The sequence below is a fragment of the Streptomyces sp. NPDC058773 genome, from assembly GCF_042746015.1.
GTDB lineage: Bacteria > Actinomycetota > Actinomycetes > Streptomycetales > Streptomycetaceae > Streptomyces.
Map to the genome: position 1 here is coordinate 119,156 of NZ_JBHYPE010000018.1, position 17,988 is coordinate 137,143.

11 protein-coding genes are annotated in these 17,988 nt (G+C 72.4%); 9 read left to right on the plus strand and 2 right to left on the minus strand.

All coding sequences use genetic code 11. The features are described 5' to 3' along the window. Positions 1-21 precede the first annotated feature (21 nt). Entirely contained in the window at positions 22-612 is a 591-nt protein-coding gene (locus tag ACFW5B_RS18240; protein WP_386440080.1) for a hypothetical protein, read from the minus strand. Positions 613-1,319: 707 nt separating this feature from the next. Here ACFW5B_RS18240 and ACFW5B_RS18245 point away from each other — a divergent pair. The 4 genes from ACFW5B_RS18245 to glgB all read left to right on the plus strand — a co-directional run bounded on the left by ACFW5B_RS18245 (position 1,320) and on the right by glgB (position 9,490). Further along, complete coding sequence (locus tag ACFW5B_RS18245; RefSeq protein ID WP_386440081.1) at positions 1,320-3,323, plus strand: maltotransferase domain-containing protein; 2,004 nt, start codon at positions 1,320-1,322, stop codon at positions 3,321-3,323. Next, positions 3,320-5,038, plus strand: coding sequence for a maltose alpha-D-glucosyltransferase (gene treS / locus ACFW5B_RS18250; protein WP_386440083.1), 1,719 nt, complete (start codon positions 3,320-3,322; stop codon positions 5,036-5,038). Before ACFW5B_RS18245 ends, treS begins: the two co-directional genes overlap by 4 nt. A gap of 337 nt (positions 5,039-5,375) precedes the next feature. Then, the gene (locus ACFW5B_RS18255) at positions 5,376-6,875 is read left to right on the plus strand and encodes a maltokinase (RefSeq protein WP_386440084.1); all 1,500 of its coding nucleotides are present in this window, start codon (positions 5,376-5,378) and stop codon (positions 6,873-6,875) included. Between the two features lie 80 nt (positions 6,876-6,955). Next, positions 6,956-9,490 carry a 1,4-alpha-glucan branching enzyme gene (glgB, locus tag ACFW5B_RS18260; protein ID WP_386440085.1) on the plus strand — a complete coding sequence of 845 codons (2,535 nt, stop codon included), beginning with the start codon at positions 6,956-6,958 and terminating at the stop codon, positions 9,488-9,490. An 80-nt stretch (positions 9,491-9,570) separates the two neighbouring features. Here glgB and ACFW5B_RS18265 read toward each other — a convergent pair whose 3' ends face one another. Beyond that, entirely contained in the window at positions 9,571-10,977 is a 1,407-nt protein-coding gene (locus ACFW5B_RS18265) for a cation:dicarboxylate symporter family transporter (RefSeq protein ID WP_386440087.1), read from the minus strand. A gap of 164 nt (positions 10,978-11,141) precedes the next feature. On the opposite strand from ACFW5B_RS18265, the gene ACFW5B_RS18270 reads away from it, so the two are divergent. The 5 genes from ACFW5B_RS18270 to ACFW5B_RS18290 all read left to right on the plus strand — a co-directional run bounded on the left by ACFW5B_RS18270 (position 11,142) and on the right by ACFW5B_RS18290 (position 17,942). Beyond that, positions 11,142-12,815, plus strand: a complete 1,674-nt coding sequence (locus ACFW5B_RS18270) for an ATP-binding protein (protein ID WP_386440089.1) — start codon at positions 11,142-11,144, stop codon at positions 12,813-12,815. Between the two features lie 40 nt (positions 12,816-12,855). Beyond that, a complete protein-coding gene (locus ACFW5B_RS18275) occupies positions 12,856-13,545 on the plus strand; it encodes a response regulator (RefSeq protein WP_386440091.1) in 690 nt (229 codons plus the stop codon). A gap of 86 nt (positions 13,546-13,631) precedes the next feature. Beyond that, the gene (locus ACFW5B_RS18280) at positions 13,632-14,354 is read left to right on the plus strand and encodes a helix-turn-helix domain-containing protein (RefSeq protein ID WP_386440093.1); all 723 of its coding nucleotides are present in this window, start codon (positions 13,632-13,634) and stop codon (positions 14,352-14,354) included. A 171-nt stretch (positions 14,355-14,525) separates the two neighbouring features. Beyond that, positions 14,526-15,326: an ABC transporter ATP-binding protein gene (locus ACFW5B_RS18285; protein WP_386440095.1), complete on the plus strand. Its 801-nt coding sequence runs from the start codon at positions 14,526-14,528 to the stop codon at positions 15,324-15,326. A gap of 66 nt (positions 15,327-15,392) precedes the next feature. Beyond that, entirely contained in the window at positions 15,393-17,942 is a 2,550-nt protein-coding gene (locus ACFW5B_RS18290) for an ABC transporter permease (RefSeq protein ID WP_386440097.1), read from the plus strand. Positions 17,943-17,988 lie beyond the last annotated feature (46 nt).

Below are 17,988 nucleotides of genomic sequence, written 5' to 3' on the forward strand. Positions count from 1 at the left end.
CCGGGCCCCGCCACCGGCGGTCTATCCCGGCCGGTCCCCCTTCCGCGCCCGGGACCGGTCGCGGGTCCAGGCGCCCGCCGCCACCAGCACGGCCGCCCCCGCCCCGTACAGCGGCAGCCACTGGGTCGTCGTGGCCGACAGGCAGTCGGCGACGGCCTCATGACGCCGGGCCCGCTGGGCGTGCGCCAGCGCGACCCGGTCCCGGCCACTGAGCCGCGCCAGCTCGGCCTCCGCCCGGATGCCCTCGTACCGGCCCAGTTCGGGGCACTCGCGCCGGGTGCCCGGCATCGGGAACAGCCACGCCCAGCGCTGGAGCATCGGGGCCACCGCGATCGCCAGGCACAGGCCGACGGTCAGCGCGAACGCGACCAGTTGCCGGACGTACGGCGTGCGGAGGCCGGGCGTCCAGGCCGGCAGTCCGTAGAAGGAGAAGACCACCGCGAGCAGCGTCACCCCGATGTAGGTGGCGAACCACTGCCAGGACCCCTGCGCGAGGGCGGCGGCCAGCACGGCGGCGAGGGCGATGCCGATGACCCCGGGCCGGCCGGCGGCGTCCCGGACGGGGCCGGTGCGGGCCGGTTCCGGGTTTCCTTGCGGGCTGAGCTGGCGCACGGGCCTCTCCTGCGGGTTCGGAAGGCCCTCAGCATCCGGCACCGCGCGCCACCGGCCCCGGCACCGTGCCGCAGGGCCCCCCGGCCCCGCCCGGTTGGGGGAGGCACACGCGCCGGAGCGGCGACGAGGCCCACCGGACCCGGTCCGCAGGCGGCCCCGCACACACCAGGAGAGCCGCTCCGTCTCCTGCCTCCCTGCCGTCACGTCCGCTGATATGGCCGATTCCACCCCCTCATGCGCTCTTGTACGGACTCCCTCCTGGAGAGAGGCTGCGGTGTGGCGCCGAAGGGCCCCGGCGCGGCACCGGACATCCGCACACCGCAACTCCGCTGAGATCAGACCGAGTTGAGGAGGCGAACGCCGACCGTGTCAGCGCAGCGCCGTGGCCGCCGGTACGGGGGCGGCCCTCGCCCCGCGTCCGGGCCGGCCCGTGGCGACGCGGCGGGTGCCCTACCGCCGGAGCTCCCGGCCGCCACCCGCAAAGAGGGCCCGCGGCCCCGGCCCTCACCCGCACCGCACCTCCGCACCGCAGCCCTCGGGGGACGACCGGCCGGAGGCCGGCGGTTGCGCCGACCGGCCCCGCCGTACCCTCCGCCGACCGAGTGAAAGCGGACAGGAGCGCCCATGCCCCCACCCGGCCCGTCTGCCGTAAAGCGGATACAAAGGACAAAGCCCGGCAAAGCATGACAAGCCCACTAGGTGAGCCCATGATCGGTCGCATTCCTGTTCTGGACATCCGCCCGCAGATCGATTGCGGTCGCCGCCCGGCGAAGGCCGTGGTGGGTGAGACCTTCGAGGTCTCCGCCACCGTCTTCCGTGAGGGGCACGACGCCGTCGCGGCGAATGTGGTGCTGCGCAATCCGGCCGGCCGCTGCGGCCCCTGGACGCCGATGCGGGAGCGGGCGCCCGGAACCGACCGGTGGAGCACCGAGGTCACCCCCGGTATCGAGGGCCGCTGGACGTTCACCGTCGAGGCCTGGGCCGATCCGGTCACCACCTGGCGGCGGCACGCCGGCATCAAGATCCCGGCGGGGATCGACACCGAGCTGGTGCTCGCCGAGGGCGCCGAACTCCATGAGCGGGCGGCCGCCGAGGTACCCAAGAGCGAGGGGCGCGAGGCGGTGCTGACCGCCGTGGACACCCTGCGCAACACCGGGCTGCCCGCCGCGACCCGGCTGGCCGCGGCGCTCTCCCCCCAGGTCACCGAGGTGCTGGCGCGCCATCCGCTGCGCGAACTGCTCACCGTCTCGCGCCCGATGCCCCTGGTCGTCGAGCGCCGCCGGGCGCTGTACGGCGCGTGGTACGAGCTTTTCCCGCGCTCCGAGGGCGCCACAGTCGGCCCGGACGGTACGGCCATCGGCGGCACCCTGCGCACCGCCGCCGAGCGGCTGCCGGCCGTCGCCGCCATGGGCTTCGACGTGGTCTACCTCCCGCCCGTTCACCCCATCGGCAGCGCCTTCCGCAAGGGCCGCAACAACGCGCTGTCGGCCGGCCCGGACGACGTCGGCTCTCCCTGGGCCATCGGATCACCGGCCGGCGGCCACGACGCCCTCCATCCGGACCTGGGCACCTTCGACGACTTCGAGCATTTCGTGCGCACCGCCCGCGACCTGCGGATGGAGGTGGCCCTGGACTTCGCGCTGCAGTGCTCCCCGGACCACCCCTGGGTCACCCTGCACCCCCAGTGGTTCCACCGCCGCGCGGACGGCTCGATCGCCTACGCCGAGAACCCGCCGAAGAAGTACCAGGACATCTACCCGCTGGCCTTCGACACCGACTTCCGCGGGCTGGTCCGGGAGACCGAGCGGCTGCTGCGCTTCTGGATGGCCAAGGGCGTACGGATCTTCCGGGTGGACAACCCCCACACCAAGCCGGTGGCCTTCTGGGAGAAGGTGATCGGCGACATCAACCGCACCGATCCGGACGTGCTCTTCCTCGCCGAGGCGTTCACCCGCCCGGCCATGCTGCACACCCTCGCCCAGATCGGCTTCCACCAGTCGTACACCTACTTCACCTGGCGCAACACCAAGCAGGAGCTGACCGACTACCTCACCGAGCTGACCGGTGAGAGCGCCTCCTACCTGCGGCCCAATTTCTTCGTGAACACCCCGGACATCCTGCACGCCTACCTCCAGGAGGGCGGCCGCCCCGCCTTCGAGGTACGCGCCGTCCTGGCCGCCACCCTGGCCCCCACCTGGGGCGTCTACGCCGGATACGAGCTCTGCGAGTCGACGCCGGTACGCCGCGGCAGCGAGGAGTACCTCGACTCGGAGAAGTACCAACTCAGGCCGCGCGACTGGGATGCGGCGGCCCGGGAGGGGCACACCATCGCCCCCCTGATCACCGCGCTCAACCGCATCCGCCGCCGGCACCCCGCCCTGCAGCAGCTGCGCAATCTGCGCTTCCACCACGTCGACAACGAGGCCGTCATCGCCTACTCGAAGCACGAGGGGCACGGCGACCGGGCCGACACGGTGCTCACGGTGGTCAACCTCGACCCGCACCACACCCACGAGGCGACGGTGTCGTTGGACATGCCGGAACTCGGCCTCGGCCGGCACGAGTCCTTCCCGGTGCGCGACGAGCTCACCGGCGATACCTACCACTGGGGCAGGGACAACTATGTGCGCCTGGAGCCGGGCCGCTCACTCGCGCCCGCCCATGTGCTGTCGCTGCGACCGTCCTCACCGATCGGAGGGTCACCCAATTGATCGTCAATGAGCCTGTCCCCGACACATTCGAGGACACCCCGGCGAAGGACCGCGATCCCGACTGGTTCAAACGGGCCGTTTTCTACGAAGTCCTGGTGCGCTCCTTCCAGGACAGCAACGGCGACGGAATCGGCGACCTCAAGGGCATCACGGCCAAGCTCGACTATCTGCAATGGCTGGGCGTGGACTGCCTCTGGCTGCCGCCGTTCTTCAAATCCCCGCTACGGGACGGCGGTTACGATGTCGCCGACTACACGGCGGTGCTCCCAGAATTCGGCGACCTGGCCGACTTCGTGGAATTCGTGGACGCCGCGCACCACCGCGGAATGCGGGTCATCATCGATATGGTGATGAACCACACCAGCGACCAGCACCCGTGGTTCCAGGAGTCGCGCACCGACCCCGAGGGGCCGTACGGCGACTACTACGTCTGGGCCGACGACGACAAGCAGTACGCCGACGCCCGCATCATCTTCGTCGACACCGAGGCCTCCAACTGGACCTTCGACCCGGTCCGCAAGCAGTACTTCTGGCACCGTTTCTTCTCCCACCAGCCGGATCTCAACTACGAGAACCCGGCGGTCCAGGAGGAGATGATCTCCGCCCTGCGCTTCTGGCTGGACCTGGGGATCGACGGTTTCCGGCTGGACGCGGTGCCGTACCTCTACGCCGAGGAGGGCACCAACTGCGAGAACCTGCCGGCCTCGCACGCCTTCCTCAAGCGGGTCCGCGCGGAGATCGACGCCCATTACCCGGACACGGTGCTGCTGGCCGAGGCCAATCAGTGGCCGGAGGACGTCGTCGACTATTTCGGCGATTACGGAGTCGGCGGCGATGAATGCCATATGGCCTTCCACTTCCCGGTCATGCCGCGCATCTTCATGGCGGTACGCCGCGAATCGCGCTATCCGGTCTCGGAAATCCTCGCCAAGACCCCGGCGATTCCGTCCGGCTGCCAGTGGGGTATCTTCCTGCGCAATCACGACGAGCTGACCCTCGAAATGGTCACCGACGAAGAGCGCGACTACATGTACGCGGAGTACGCCAAGGACCCGCGGATGCGCGCCAATATCGGCATCCGCCGCCGGCTGGCCCCGCTGCTCGACAACGACCGCAATCAGATCGAGCTCTTCACGGCTCTGCTGCTGTCCCTGCCGGGTTCGCCGATCCTCTACTACGGCGACGAGATCGGCATGGGCGACAACATCTGGCTCGGTGACCGGGACGCGGTGCGCACCCCGATGCAGTGGACCCCGGACCGCAACGCCGGCTTCTCCTCCTGCGACCCGGGCCGGCTCTCCCTGCCGACCATCATGGACCCCGTCTACGGTTACCAGGTCACCAACGTCGAGGCCGCGATGAGTTCGCCGTCCTCGCTGCTGCACTGGACCCGGCGGATGATCGAGATCCGGAAGCAGAACCCGGCGTTCGGGCTCGGCAGCTACACCGAACTGTCCTCCACGAATCCGGCGGTACTGGCCTTCCTGCGGGAGGCGCCGGGCACCGGCGGCGCGGACGACGACCTGGTGCTGTGCGTGCACAACTTCTCCCGTTTCGCCCAGCCCACGGAGCTGGACCTGCGGGCGTTCAGCGGACGCCATCCGGTGGAACTCATCGGCGGGGTCCGCTTCCCGGCCATCGGGGAGCTGCCGTATCTGCTGACCCTCGCGGGCCACGGGTTCTACTGGTTCCGGCTGCGCCGCACCTCCGGTTAGCGCCGGTGTCCCGACCGGGCACGGGCGCCGGGACGACGCCCGTACGCGGCCATCCGGCGCGTACGGGCGTTATTTGACCTTTCGTCCGGGCAGCCTCCCTATTACCGCACGGGCCGAACGAGCCCCAGGGCGTCCCCCGCCGGCCCTTCCGGCGCCGGAGGGGACCGTCGCGCAGCGGAGCAGCGCACGCCGGAAGACCGCTGCCGTACGGACGAGCCGGCCCGCCGTCCCCCGGACTCCGTCTGGGGGTACCCCCACCGCGCCGCCGCACAGCCAAGGCCGTATTCCGGGACACTTTGCCCTATATGTCGTGTGCCCGGGGAAAGGACGCGACGCCATGTCGGACACCGCCTCGACCCGTGCCACCCGTCACACCCCAGACCGCCGCCCGCTCGTCTCCGCCCCCGATCTGCTGTCCTCGCTGGTGCCCCTGTTCGCCGACTGGGTGCCCCGCCAGCGCTGGTTCGCCGGCAAGGGGCGGCCGGTCACCGGCTTCACCCTGCTCTCGGCGACCGAGCTGCTGCCGTGCACCGACGACGGCACCGCACCGGGCCTGCTGCAACTGCTCGTCCGCACCCAGCAGAGCGCGCCCCCGAGCCGCACACCGGCCGGCGGCGACTGCTACCAGCTGCTGCTGGGGGTGCACCCCGCACCCCCACCCCGGCTGGCGCCCGCGGTGATCGGACGCCCCGGCCGCGGTCCGCTGCGCGGCCGCGCCGTCTATGACGCACTGCTCGACAGCCGGCTCTGCGGACTGCTGCTGGAGCGGCTGCGGGCCCCGGGCCGGCTCGGCGCGCTGCGCTTCTGCCGGGAGCCCGACGCCGTCATCCCCTCAGGACTGCCGGGCCGGCCGATCGCCGTCGAGCAGTCCAACTCCTCGATCGTCTATGGCGATTCCTTCATCCTGAAGGTCTTCCGGCGGATCGAACCGGGCATCAACCCGGATCTGGAGCTGCCGCGGGCGCTCGCCGATGCCAAGTGCGCGCGGGTACCGGCGCCGGCGGCCTGGTTCGAGTCGGCGGTCCCCGAGGAGGACGGCGAGCCGACGACGCTGGGCGTGCTGCAGCCCTTCCTGCCGGGCTCGGCGGACGGCTGGCAGCTGGCGCTGAACGCGCTGGCCGTCCGCGCCGACTTCACCGGCTCGGCACGGGCACTGGGCCACGCCACCGCCGAGGTGCACACCGCACTCGCCCAGACGCTGCCGACCACCGAGCTGCGCCGCCCGCAGCTGGAGGCGATCGCCGCCCGGATGACCGAGCGGCTGGCGGCCACCGCCCGCGCCGTGCCCGTCCTCCAGCCCTACCGGTCCCGGCTGCGGACCGCGTTCGACGCGCTGGCCGCGGCCGGCGGGGACGGCCGCAGCTGGGCCGCCCAGCGCATCCACGGTGATCTGCACCTGGGCCAGACGCTGCGGTCCGCCGACGAGGGCCGCTGGTCGCTGATCGACTTCGAGGGCGAACCGGCCCGCCCGCTGGCCGAGCGGCGCCGGCTGCAGCCCGCGGTGCGCGATGTCGCGGCGATGCTGCGCTCCTTCGACTACGCGGCGCGCAGCGGTCCGGCCGGCGGTGACCCCTGGGCACTGGAGTGGGCGCGGCGCACCCGCGACGCGTTCTGCCTGGGCTATGCGGAGGCCGGCGGGCTCGATCCGCGCTCCGCGCCCGCCCTGATGCGCGCCTACGAGACCGACAAGGCCATCTACGAAGTGCTCTACGAGGCCCGGCACCGGCCCGACTGGCTGGCCGTCCCGATGGCCGCCATCCGGCGCCTGGCGGCGGGCGGGGAGCAGACCGTGGGGGTGGACCCGTCCCGCTCCGCCCGGCCCGGCGGCCAGGGGTGACGGGCCGTCGCCGCACCGCCGCACCGCCACCGTCCGCCCCCGAGAACCGACCGCTGCCCCGCCCCGAGGAGGCCCCTCCCGTGACCGCCCGCCCGTCCCCCGCCACCCCGCCGCCCGGAACGGCCTCGCCGTCCCCCGCCGGATCTCCGCCGGACCGCCCCGCCGCTCCCGCCCCCGCGCCCGCCCGGGACGCGGGCCGCGACGGCGCGGCGGACCGGTCCGGTCACCCGGCCCCGCCCCGGCCACCGGCCTCCGGCACGGCGCCGGCCGGACCGGGCGCCGCCGGCCCCACGTTCGCGGCCCGGCCGCCCTGGCTCAGGGGGACGGGCGCCCGGACGGCCGCCCCCGCGGGCCCGCCCCGTACGGAGCGGTCGCAGGGCAGCCACGGGGTCCGGGACGCGGCGCCGCTGTCCGACGCGGACCGCGAGCGGCTGCTGGCCGGGGCCCATCACGATCCGCACGGGCTGCTCGGCGCCCACCCCGTGCGTGGCGGACTGCTGATCCGGGTCCTGCGGCCGTACGCGCAGGGCGTCACCGTCCTGGCGAAGGGGCTGCGCGCCGGGCTGCCCTCCGAGGGGGACGGGCTGTTCGCCGGGGTGCTGCCGCTGCGCACCGTCCCGGACTACGAGCTGCTGGTCGACTACGGCGAGCAGACCGTGACCGTGGTGGACCCCTACCGCTTCCTGCCCGCGCTCGGGGAGCTGGATCTGCATCTGTTCGGCGAGGGCCGGCACGAGCAGCTGTGGCACGCACTCGGCGCGCGGGTGATGGACCACCAGGGGGTGACCGGCACCCGCTTCACGGTCTGGGCGCCGAACGCCCGGGGCGTACGGGTCGTGGGGGACTTCAACTACTGGGACGGCACCGGCTTCCCGATGCGCTCGCTGGGCTCGTCCGGTGTCTGGGAGCTCTTCGTGCCGGGCATGGGCGCGGGCGAGCTGTACAAGTTCGAGATCACCCGGCCGGACGGCTCCCGGACCGTACGCTCCGACCCGATGGCCCGGCGGACCGAGTGCCCGCCCGCCACCGCCTCCGTCGTGGAGACCTCGGACCACGACTGGAACGACGCCGAGTGGATGGCCCGGCGCGGCACGCGCCCCGTGCACGAGGCCCCGTTCTCCGTCTACGAGGTGCATCTGCCCTCCTGGCGGCCAGGCCTGACCTACCGTCAGCTGGCCGGGCAGCTCCCCGGCTACGTCAAGGACCTGGGCTTCACCCATGTCGAGCTGATGCCGGTCGCCGAGCACCCCTTCGGCGGCTCCTGGGGCTATCAGGTGACCGGGTTCTACGCGCCCACCGCCAGGATGGGCACCCCGGACGACTTCCGGTTCCTGGTCGACGCGCTGCACCGGGCCGGCATCGGGGTGCTGATGGACTGGGTGCCGGCGCACTTCCCGCGCGACGACTGGGCGCTGGCGGAGTTCGACGGGCGGCCGCTCTACGAGCCGCAGGATCCGGCGCGGGCCGCGCACCCGGACTGGGGCACCCTGGAGTTCGACCACGGCCGCACCGAGGTCCGTAACTTCCTGGTGGCCAACGCCGTCTACTGGTGCGAGGAGTTCCACATCGACGGTCTGCGGGTGGATGCCGTCGCCTCGATGCTCTATCTCGACTACTCCCGCGAGGACGGCGGCTGGACGCCGAATGTGCACGGCGGCCGGGAGAACCTCGATGCGGTCGCCTTCCTCCAGGAGATGAACGCGACGGTCTACCGCCGCTGCCCCGGCGTCGTCACCATCGCCGAGGAGTCCACGGCCTGGGACGGCGTCACCCGCGCCACCCACCACTCCGGGCCCGGCGGCTTCGGTGGTCTGGGTTTCGGCCTGAAGTGGAACATGGGCTGGATGCACGACTCCCTCGGCTATGTCGCCAAGGAGCCGGTGCACCGCAAGTACCACCACGGCGAGATGACCTTCTCCATGGTCTACGCCTACTCCGAGAACTATGTGCTGCCGATCTCCCATGACGAGGTGGTGCACGGCAAGCGCGCGCTGGTGTCGAAGATGCCCGGCGACTGGTGGCAGCAGCGCGCCGGCCACCGGGCCTACCTCGGCTTCATGTGGGCCCACCCGGGCAAGCAACTCCTCTTCATGGGGCAGGAGTTCGCCCAGGGCGCGGAGTGGGCGGAGAGCCACGGCCCGGACTGGTGGCTGCTCGACCCCTCGTACGGGGCGGAGGCGGACCACCGGGGCGTCCGCGATCTCGTGCGCGAGCTGAACCGGCAGTACACCGCCACGCCCGCGCTGTGGGAGCGCGACACCGACCCGGCGGGCTTCTCCTGGATCGACGGCGACGCGAGCGAGGACAATGTCTTCCCCTTCCTGCGCTTCGCCGCGTGGGGGGACCGGCCGGGCCCCGCCGGCCCCGGGGACGGCACCCCGCTGATCTCAGTCACCAACTTCTCCCCCGTCGTCCGGCACGGCTACCGGCTCGGCGTCCCCGACCACTTCCCGGCCTGGCGTGAGGTCCTCAACACCGACGACCCGCGCTACGGCGGCAGCGGCGTCGGCAACCCCGGCCGCATCGAGGCCGAGCCGACGCCCTGGCACGGCCGCAGCACCTCCATCGCACCGGTGCTGCCGCCGCTGGCCACGGTCTGGCTGCGGCCCGCCTGAGTCCCCCGTACGGCCGACGTGCGGAAGGGGCGGGCGCCGTGTCCGGCACCCGCCCCTGCTCCCCTCCTGCGGCCCGGGGTTCAGACCGTGGCGGACGTCTTCTCCGCTCCGCCGTCCCGCGGCGCGACGACCTCCGCGCCGCCCGGCCCGGCGGACGCGTCGTCGGCGAGCGTCTTCTCGTCGAACGGCGCCTGCCCGGCGAGCACTTCGGCCACCCGGCCCTTGTCGATCTCCTTGGTCCAGGTGCCGATCAGCACGGTGGCCACCGCGTTGCCGGCGAAGTTGGTCAGCGCCCGCGCCTCGCTCATGAAGCGGTCGATGCCGACGATCAGGCCGACGCCGTCGACCAGTTCGGGGCGGTGCGACTGGAGGCCGCCGGCCAGCGTCGCCAGGCCCGCGCCGGTGACCCCGGCCGCCCCCTTCGACGCGATGACCATGAACACCAGCAGCGAGATCTGCTGGCCGAGCGGGAGCGGCTTGCCCATCGCCTCGGCCACGAACAGCGAGGACATCGTCAGGTAGATGGCGGTGCCGTCGAGGTTGAAGCTGTAGCCGGTGGGGACGGTGATGCCGACCACCGGCTTGCTGACGCCCAGGTGCTCCATCTTCGCGATCAGCCGGGGCAGCGCCGACTCCGAGGAGGAGGTGGACAGGATCAGCAGGAACTCCCGGCCCAGGTACTTCAGCAGCTGGAAGATGCTGACCCCGGCGACCAGCCGGAGCAGCGTGCCGAGCACCACGATCACGAACAGCAGACAGGTGGTGTAGAAGCCGACCATGATGACGGCCAGCGACTTCAGCGCGTCCAGACCGGTCTCGCCGACCACCGCCGCGATGGCGCCGAAGGCACCGACCGGCGCCACCCACATGATCATGGACAGGATCCGGAAGACCAGCTTCTGGAGGTGCCCGACACCACGCAGCACCGGCTCGCCCGCCGCGCCCATCGTCTGCAGCGCGAAGCCGACCAGCAGCGCCACCAGCAGCGTCGGGAGCACCTCTTGCTGGGTGAAGGCGGACACCAGGGTGGCGGGGATCATCCCCAGCAGGAAGTCGGGCAGCGACTCGCCGCCGCCCTCGGTCTGGGCGTGGCCCGCGTGCTTGACGGTCTCGGTCAGGTGGAGGCCGGACCCCGGGTCCAGCAGATTGCCCACGACCAGGCCGATGGCCAGCGCGATGGTGGACATCACCATGAAGTAGCCGAGGGCCAGTCCGCCGACCGCGCCGACCTTGGCGGCCTTCCGCACCGAGCCGACGCCCAGCACGATGGTGCAGAAGATGACGGGCGAGATCATCATCTTGATCAGGTTCACGAACCCGGTGCCGAGCGGCTTGAGCTGGACGGCGACACCGGGGGCGGCGAAGCCCACGGCGATGCCGAGCAGGACCGCCCCGATGACGGCGATGTAGAGGAAGTGGGTCCGGTCCCGCTTCACGGGCGCGGTCTCCTCGGTGGTGCCCCCGGACGGCGGGGTCTGTGCAGCCACGGCTGTCTCCTCGGTCTACGGCGTGCGCCGGTCTGCGGCTCTGCCACACAACAAGTCCCGGTGACTATGCACGGCACTGTGGCGCGCGTCACCCTTACGTACATTTCGTTCACGTAAAAGTGACCGTGCGGACGGTTCTCCGGTAACCGTGCAGACTGTTCTGCATGCGACTCCCCCGTCCCCGCCGGCCGCACCGGCCCGCCGGGCTGCGCGGCCCCCGAAGCCTGGCCGGGCAGCTCTTCGCCATGCAGGTGGTGCTGGTGGCGGTGGTCGTGATGGGCTGCGCGGCCTTCGCATATGTGAATGCCGGACGGCAGGCAGAGGAGACCGCGCGGCGGCAGGCGACCGCGGCGGCCGTCTCCGTCGCCGACTCCCCGGCGGTCGTGGCGGCGGCCCGCAGCAAGAACCCGACGGCCGCGCTCCAGCCGTACAGCGAGCGGCTGCGGCGGGACGCGGGGGTCGACTTCGTGGTGGTGATGGGGCCGGACGGAATCCGCTGGACGCACCCCGAGCCGTCCGCGATCGGCAAGAAGTACTTCGGCCACATCGGCCCGGCGCTGCACGGCGAGACGTTCGCCGAGACGCACATGGGCGTGCTCGGGCCGTCCGTACGGGTCGTCGCGCCGGTGCGGGACCCCGGGCGCGGCAACCGGATCACCGCGCTGGTCAGCTCCGGGATCACCATCAAGACGATCAGTGCGCAGCTGCGCGACCAGGTGCTGGCGCTGATGGGGGTGGCCGCCGCGGCGCTGGTGCTCGGTGGCGCGGGCACGTATGTGATCAATGCCCGGCTGCGGCGGCACACCCACGGGATGAACGCCGGGGAACTCAGCCGGATGCACGACTACCACCAGGCCGCGCTGCACGCCGTCCGCGAGGGTCTGCTGATGCTCGACGGGCAGCGCAGGGTCGCCCTGATCAACGACGGCGGGCGGGAGCTGCTGGGACTGTCCGACGACGCGGTGGGGCGCCACGTCACGGCGCTGGGGCTGCCGGAGCCGCTGACCGAGGCGCTGCTGACGAGCGGTCCGCGGGTCGACGAGCTCCAGCTGACCGGCGAACGGGTGCTGGTCGTCAACTCCTCGCCGGTCTCCGGCGGCGAGCGGCTCGGCAGCGTCGTCACCCTGCGCGATCACACCGAACTCCAGGCGCTGTCCGGGGAGTTGGACTCGGTGCGCGGATTCACCGAGGCGCTGCGCTCACAGGCGCACGAGGCCGCCAACCGGCTGCACACCGTGGTCTCGCTGATCGAACTGGGGCGGGCCGAGGAGGCCGTGGAGTTCGCCACCGCCGAGCTGGAGCTGGCGCAGGCGCTGACCGACCAGGTCGTCGGCGCGGTCGCCGAGCCGGTGCTGGCGGCGCTGCTGCTCGGCAAGGCCGCCCAGGCCAACGAGCGCGGCGTGGAACTGACCCTGACACCGGACAGCCGGATCGACGACGGGCTGCTGCCGCCCGGACTGCCGGCCCGCGATCTGGTCACCGTGCTGGGCAACCTCCTGGACAACGCCATCGACGCCGCCGCGCCCACCCCTGAGTACCGCGCCGCCGAGACGCCGCGGGTCCGGGTCACCGCACGGGCGGCGGCGGACGAGCTGCTACTGCGGGTGGCGGACTCCGGTCCGGGGGTGGCCGCGGACGCCGCCGAGGAGATCTTCCGCCGGGGCTGGAGCACCAAGACGGGCGGCGCGGCCGGGCCCGCCCGGGGCCGCGGGCTGGGCCTGGCCCTGGTCCAGCAGGCGGTACGGCGCAACGGCGGCACCGTCGCGCTGGACCGGGCGCCGGAGGGCGGCGCGCGGTTCACCGTACGGCTGCCGCTGCGGACGGGGGCCGCACGATGAGCCAGGCGCCGCCCTGCGCGGCCCGCGCGGCCGGGAGAGGATGGAGCCGGTGACCCCCTCCGACATCCGGGTTCTCGTCGTCGAGGACGATCCGGTCGCGGCCGACGCACACGCCCTGTACGTCGGGCGGGTGCCCGGCTTCACCGTCTCCGGCACCGCGCACTCCGGCGCCGACGCCCGCCGCCACCTCGAACAGCACGCCGTCGACCTGCTGCTGCTCGACCTCTACCTGCCCGACGGCCACGGCCTCCAGCTGGTGCGTACGCTGCGCGCGGCCGGGCACACCGCCGACGTCATCGCGGTCACCTCCGCCCGGGACCTGGCGATGGTGCGGGAGGGCGTCTCGATCGGCGTGGTGCAGTACGTCCTCAAACCGTTCACCTTCGCAACCCTCCGCGACCGGCTCACCCGCTACGCGGAGTTCCGGGCCGCCACCGGCGAGGCCAGCGGGCAGGACGAGGTGGACCGGGCGATCGCGGCGCTGCGCGCGCCGCGGCCGGCCGCGCTGCCCAAGGGGCTGACCGCGGCCACCCTCCAGGCGGTGACCGAGGTGCTGCGGGCCGCCGGGAGCGGGCTGACGGCCACCGAGGCGGCCGCCGACGTCGGCATCTCCCGGATCACCGCCCGCCGCTATCTCGAACACCTCGTGGAGAGCGGCCTCGCGGCCCGCGCCCCCCAGTACGGCCAGGTCGGCCGCCCGGAATTGCGCTATCGCTGGTCGGGTCACTGACCGGGAAAGGCGTAGCTTCCTACGAGTTCCAGGCTTGGCCGTCCGCACCATAGGTACCGCACCGCGCCGTCACTTACCGTGGCCCGGTGCATACGCAAGCCGGGGAGCCCCACCGGCCCCCTTTTGACGCCGAGGCCGCCCGCCGGCTCCGTGAGGCCCTCGGCATGACCCCCGCCCATGTCGCCTACGGCATGGCGGCCGCCTTCGGTCTGCGCGTCGCGCCGGAGACGGTCGCGTCCTGGGAGCGGGGGACGAGCGCCCCCACGGAGGCCGAACTGACCGCGCTGGCCGGCGCCCTGTGGTGCGCGCCCGGCGAGCTGCTCGGCGCACCGGGCACCCTGCGCGACTTCCGGCTGGCACTCGGCCTCGCCCCGGTGGACGTCGCGCTGCGGGCCGGGCTGGAGCCGCGCGCGTACGAGCGCCTGGAGGACGGCGGGGCCTGGCGCGGCACCGGCCGGCAGGCCGCGGCGCTCGCCGAGGTGCTGCGGCTGCCGTTGCCGGCGCTGCTGCGCTTCACCGGCCGGGACCGGAAGCTGGCCGAGCTGCTGACCAGCGCCGTCACCACCCGCTGGCAGGCCTGTGTGCGGCCGGTCGGCAAGCTCGTACCGCTGCCCGAGCGGCGGCTCCAGCAGGTGCTGCGGGACCTGCACGGCGAGTACCAGACGATCATGGCCGCCACGCTCCACTGGGGCGACGGGGGCAGCGCCGCGGAATCCGGGAGGGCGGGGCGCGCCTTCCTCGACGGCATCGTGGCGGAGTTCTGGGCCCGGACCGGCGAACCGGACGCCGGGGGCGGCCGGCAACCCTGACCTCTCCCGTCGGCCGCTGGGTGGACGCCCGTCCGTCCAGAGGATGACGGCGGGACCGGTGGTGGCACTTCCGGCCGGTGCGGCTTTCGGTCCCTGCGGGTGAAGACCGTGCCGGCCCGCGCTCCAAGAATGGGAACGTCGAATTCTTCCGTTCCTTCTTCAGGAGTCCCCGTGTCCCACGCGGCTGCCATCCCGGGCTTCCCCGGTTCCTCCGCCCCCGCCCGCGCCACCGCTGCCGTCGCCGCCCGCGCCACGGACCTGAACAAGGTCTACGGCCAGGGGGAGACCCGTGTGGTCGCGCTGGACTCCGTATCGGTCGACTTCGGCAAGGCCAGGTTCACCGCCATCATGGGCCCCTCCGGCTCCGGCAAGTCGACGCTGATGCACTGCATGGCCGGTCTGGACAGCGTCTCGTCCGGCTCGGCGCGGATCGGTGACGTGGAGCTGGCGTCGCTGAACGACAAGCAGCTGACGCGGCTGCGCCGGGACAAGATCGGCTTCATCTTCCAGGCGTTCAATCTGCTGCCGACGCTGACCGCGCTGGAGAACATCACGCTGCCGATGGACATCGCGGGCCGCAAGCCGGACCGGGAGTGGGTCGGCCGGGTCGTCGAGACGGTCGGCCTGTCCGGGCGGCTGTCCCACCGGCCGGCGCAGCTCTCCGGCGGCCAGCAGCAGCGGGTCGCGGTCGCCCGCGCGCTGGCCGCCCAGCCGGAGATCATCTTCGCGGACGAGCCGACCGGCAACCTCGACTCCCGTTCCGGCGCCGAAGTGCTGGGCTTTCTGCGGGAGTCGGTACGGGCCATGAACCAGACGGTGGTGATGGTCACCCATGACCCGGTCGCCGCCGGTTATGCGGACCGGGTGGTCTTCCTCGCGGACGGCCGGATCGTCGAGGAGCTGGACGATCCGACCGCGGACACCGTCCTGGACCGGATGCGGCTCTTCGACGCCAAGGGCCGTACCAGCTGACGCCGGCCGACCACCCGGCACCCCACCCTCCGTATCCCGCACCGGACCAGGACTGACACCACCACCATGCTGCGAACCGCGCTGCGCAACGTCCTTGCGCACAAAGCCCGATTGATGATGACCGCACTCGCGGTCCTGCTCGGCGTCGCCTTCGTCGCCGGCACCCTGATCTTCAGCGACACCGTCGGCGAGGCCATCAAGAAGGCCTCCACCAAGAACCTCGCGGGGGTGGCCGTCTCCGTCCAGGCCGTCCCCGCCGAAAACGCCCCCGTCACCGGAAAGGACGGCAAGCGCACCACCGCCCTCGACGACAAGGTGGCGGATGCCGTCCGCGCACTGCCCGGCGTGCAGTCCGTGCGGCGCAACGTCACCGGTGAGGCGACCCTCGCCGGCCCGGACGGCGTACCGATCGGCAACGACTGGCAGAACATGGCCGCCAACTTCCAGCCGGACAAGGACGGCCACGACGCCCGCTACCCGCTGCTGACGGGCCGCGGACCGGCCGCCGCCGACGAGATCGCGCTGGACGAGGCGACCGCGAAGGCGGCCGGCCACAAGGTGGGCGACACCGTGCGGTTCGCCACCGACGGTCCGGTGCTGACGAAGAAGCTGGTCGGCATCGTCTCCACCGACGACCCGCAGGTGACCGCGGGCGGCAGCCTCGCGCTCTTCGACACCGCCACCGCGCAGAAGCTCTATCTGCACCCCGGGCAGTTCGACGAGCTGGTGGTGGCCGCCGAGCCCGGCACCGATCAGCAGGCACTGACCGCCAAGGTCCGCGAGGTCCTGCCCGAGAAGCTCGCCGAGGCGACCAGCGGTGCCGATCTCGCCGCCGAGCAGGCCCGGCGGGTCGCCGACCAGAACAAGGCGCTGAGCTCGACCCTGCTGGCGTTCGCCGGGATCGCCCTGTTCGTCGGCGTGTTCATCATCGCCAACACCTTCACCATGCTGATCTCCCAGCGCAGTCGCGAGATCGCACTGCTGCGCGCGGTCGGTGCCTCGCGCCGGCAGGTCGTCCGCTCGGTGCTGGCCGAGGCGGGGCTGCTGGGCCTGGTCTCCTCGGTCGTCGGCTTCGCGCTGGGCGCCGGGATCGCGGTGGGGCTGCGGGCGGTGCTCGACGCCAATGGCGCGGGCTTCCCGGACGGGCCGGTCGTCATCAGCCCGGCCGCGGTGCTCTCCTCACTCGCGATGGGTGTCGTGGTGACCGTACTGGCCGCCTGGCTGCCGTCCCGCAAGGCCGCGAAGATCGCCCCGGTGGAGGCGCTCAGCACCGTCGAGGCGCCGCCGGCCCTGCGCAGCCTGGTGATCCGCAATGTGCTCGGCGCGGTGGTCACCGCCCTCGGTGTCGCGGTCATGTTCTACGTCTCCACACTGAAGTCCTCCGACGACCTGCCGATCGCGATGGCGGGCTCGATACTGATGCTGACCGGCGTCATCATCCTCGCGCCGCTGCTGTCACGGCCCCTGGTCTCGCTGGCGGGCGTGGTGGCCACCCGGCTCTTCGGCATCGGCGGCAAGCTGGCCACGCAGAACGCGCTGCGCAACCCGCGCCGTACGGCGGCGACCGCTTCGGCGCTGATGATCGGCCTCACCCTGATCACCGGTATGACGGTCGTCGGGAACTCGGCACAGCAGGCCATGGACAAGATGACGGCCAACGGGCTGAAGGCCGACTACAAGGTGCAGAACGCGAACTTCACCAGCCTGGACGTCGCACTGTCGAAGAAGGTGGCGGACCTCCCGGGCGTCGAGGCGGTGGCCCCGCTGCGCAGCGTCACCTTCCAGGCCGACGGGCTCTACACGGACCTCACCGGCACCGACCTCGCGGCGGTCGGCAAGGTCGCCCGGCTGGACTTCACGAGCGGCTCGCAGGCACACGGAGCCGACGAGATCGCGATCTCCCGGACCGCGGCCAAGGAGAAGGGCTGGCACACCGGCGAGACGGTGAACGCGACGTTCGACGACAAGAAGACGGCGAAGCTGAAGATCAGCGGTATCTACGAGGACAACCAGGAGCTCACCAGTGCCCTCGGCGCCACCTCCCTGGTGGACCCGCACATGGCACCGGTGAAGAACGACAAACTGCTGGTGAAGGCCCGGGGCGGGGCGACCGGGGAGCTGGAGAAGCAGATCCGGCACGCCCTCGGCGAGAGCCCGCTGCTGAAGGTCCAGGACCACGCCGACCTGCGCAAGGAGAACGCCGGAAAGATCGAGACCTTGCTCTACATCGTGTACGGGCTGCTCGGCATGGCCGTCGTCATCGCGGTGGTCGGCGTCGTCAACACCCTCGCCATGTCGGTCTTCGAGCGGACCCGCGAGATCGGGATGCTGCGGGCGATCGGACTGTCCCGCGCCGGTATCAAGGAGATGGTCCGGCTGGAGTCGGTGGTCCTCTCGCTGTTCGGCGCGGTCCTGGGGATCGGCGTGGGGGTCTTCCTCTCCTGGGCCTCCGGCAACCTGGTCAGCCAGGGGCTCCCGACCTACGAACTGCTGCTGCCCTGGGGCCGGCTGGCGCTGTTCCTGCTGATCGCGCTGGTCGTGGGCGTGCTGGCCTCGCTGTGGCCGGCCCGCCGGGCGGCCCGGCTGAACATGCTGGAGGCCATCGGCGCACAGTGACCGCCTGACCGCCACCCCCCACAAAAGCGGCGCGCCTGCCCTCAAC

Bases quoted from the DNA above. Each gene is read 5' to 3' on its own strand.
- ACFW5B_RS18245 (WP_386440081.1), top strand. From the start codon at position 1,320: ATGATCGGTCGCATTCCTGTTCTGGACATCCGCCCGCAGATCGATTGC.
- ACFW5B_RS18275 (WP_386440091.1), top strand. From the start codon at position 12,856: ATGGAGCCGGTGACCCCCTCCGACATCCGGGTTCTCGTCGTCGAGGAC.
- ACFW5B_RS18255 (WP_386440084.1), top strand. From the start codon at position 5,376: ATGTCGGACACCGCCTCGACCCGTGCCACCCGTCACACCCCAGACCGC.
- ACFW5B_RS18270 (WP_386440089.1), top strand. From the start codon at position 11,142: ATGCGACTCCCCCGTCCCCGCCGGCCGCACCGGCCCGCCGGGCTGCGC.
- ACFW5B_RS18290 (WP_386440097.1), top strand. From the start codon at position 15,393: ATGCTGCGAACCGCGCTGCGCAACGTCCTTGCGCACAAAGCCCGATTG.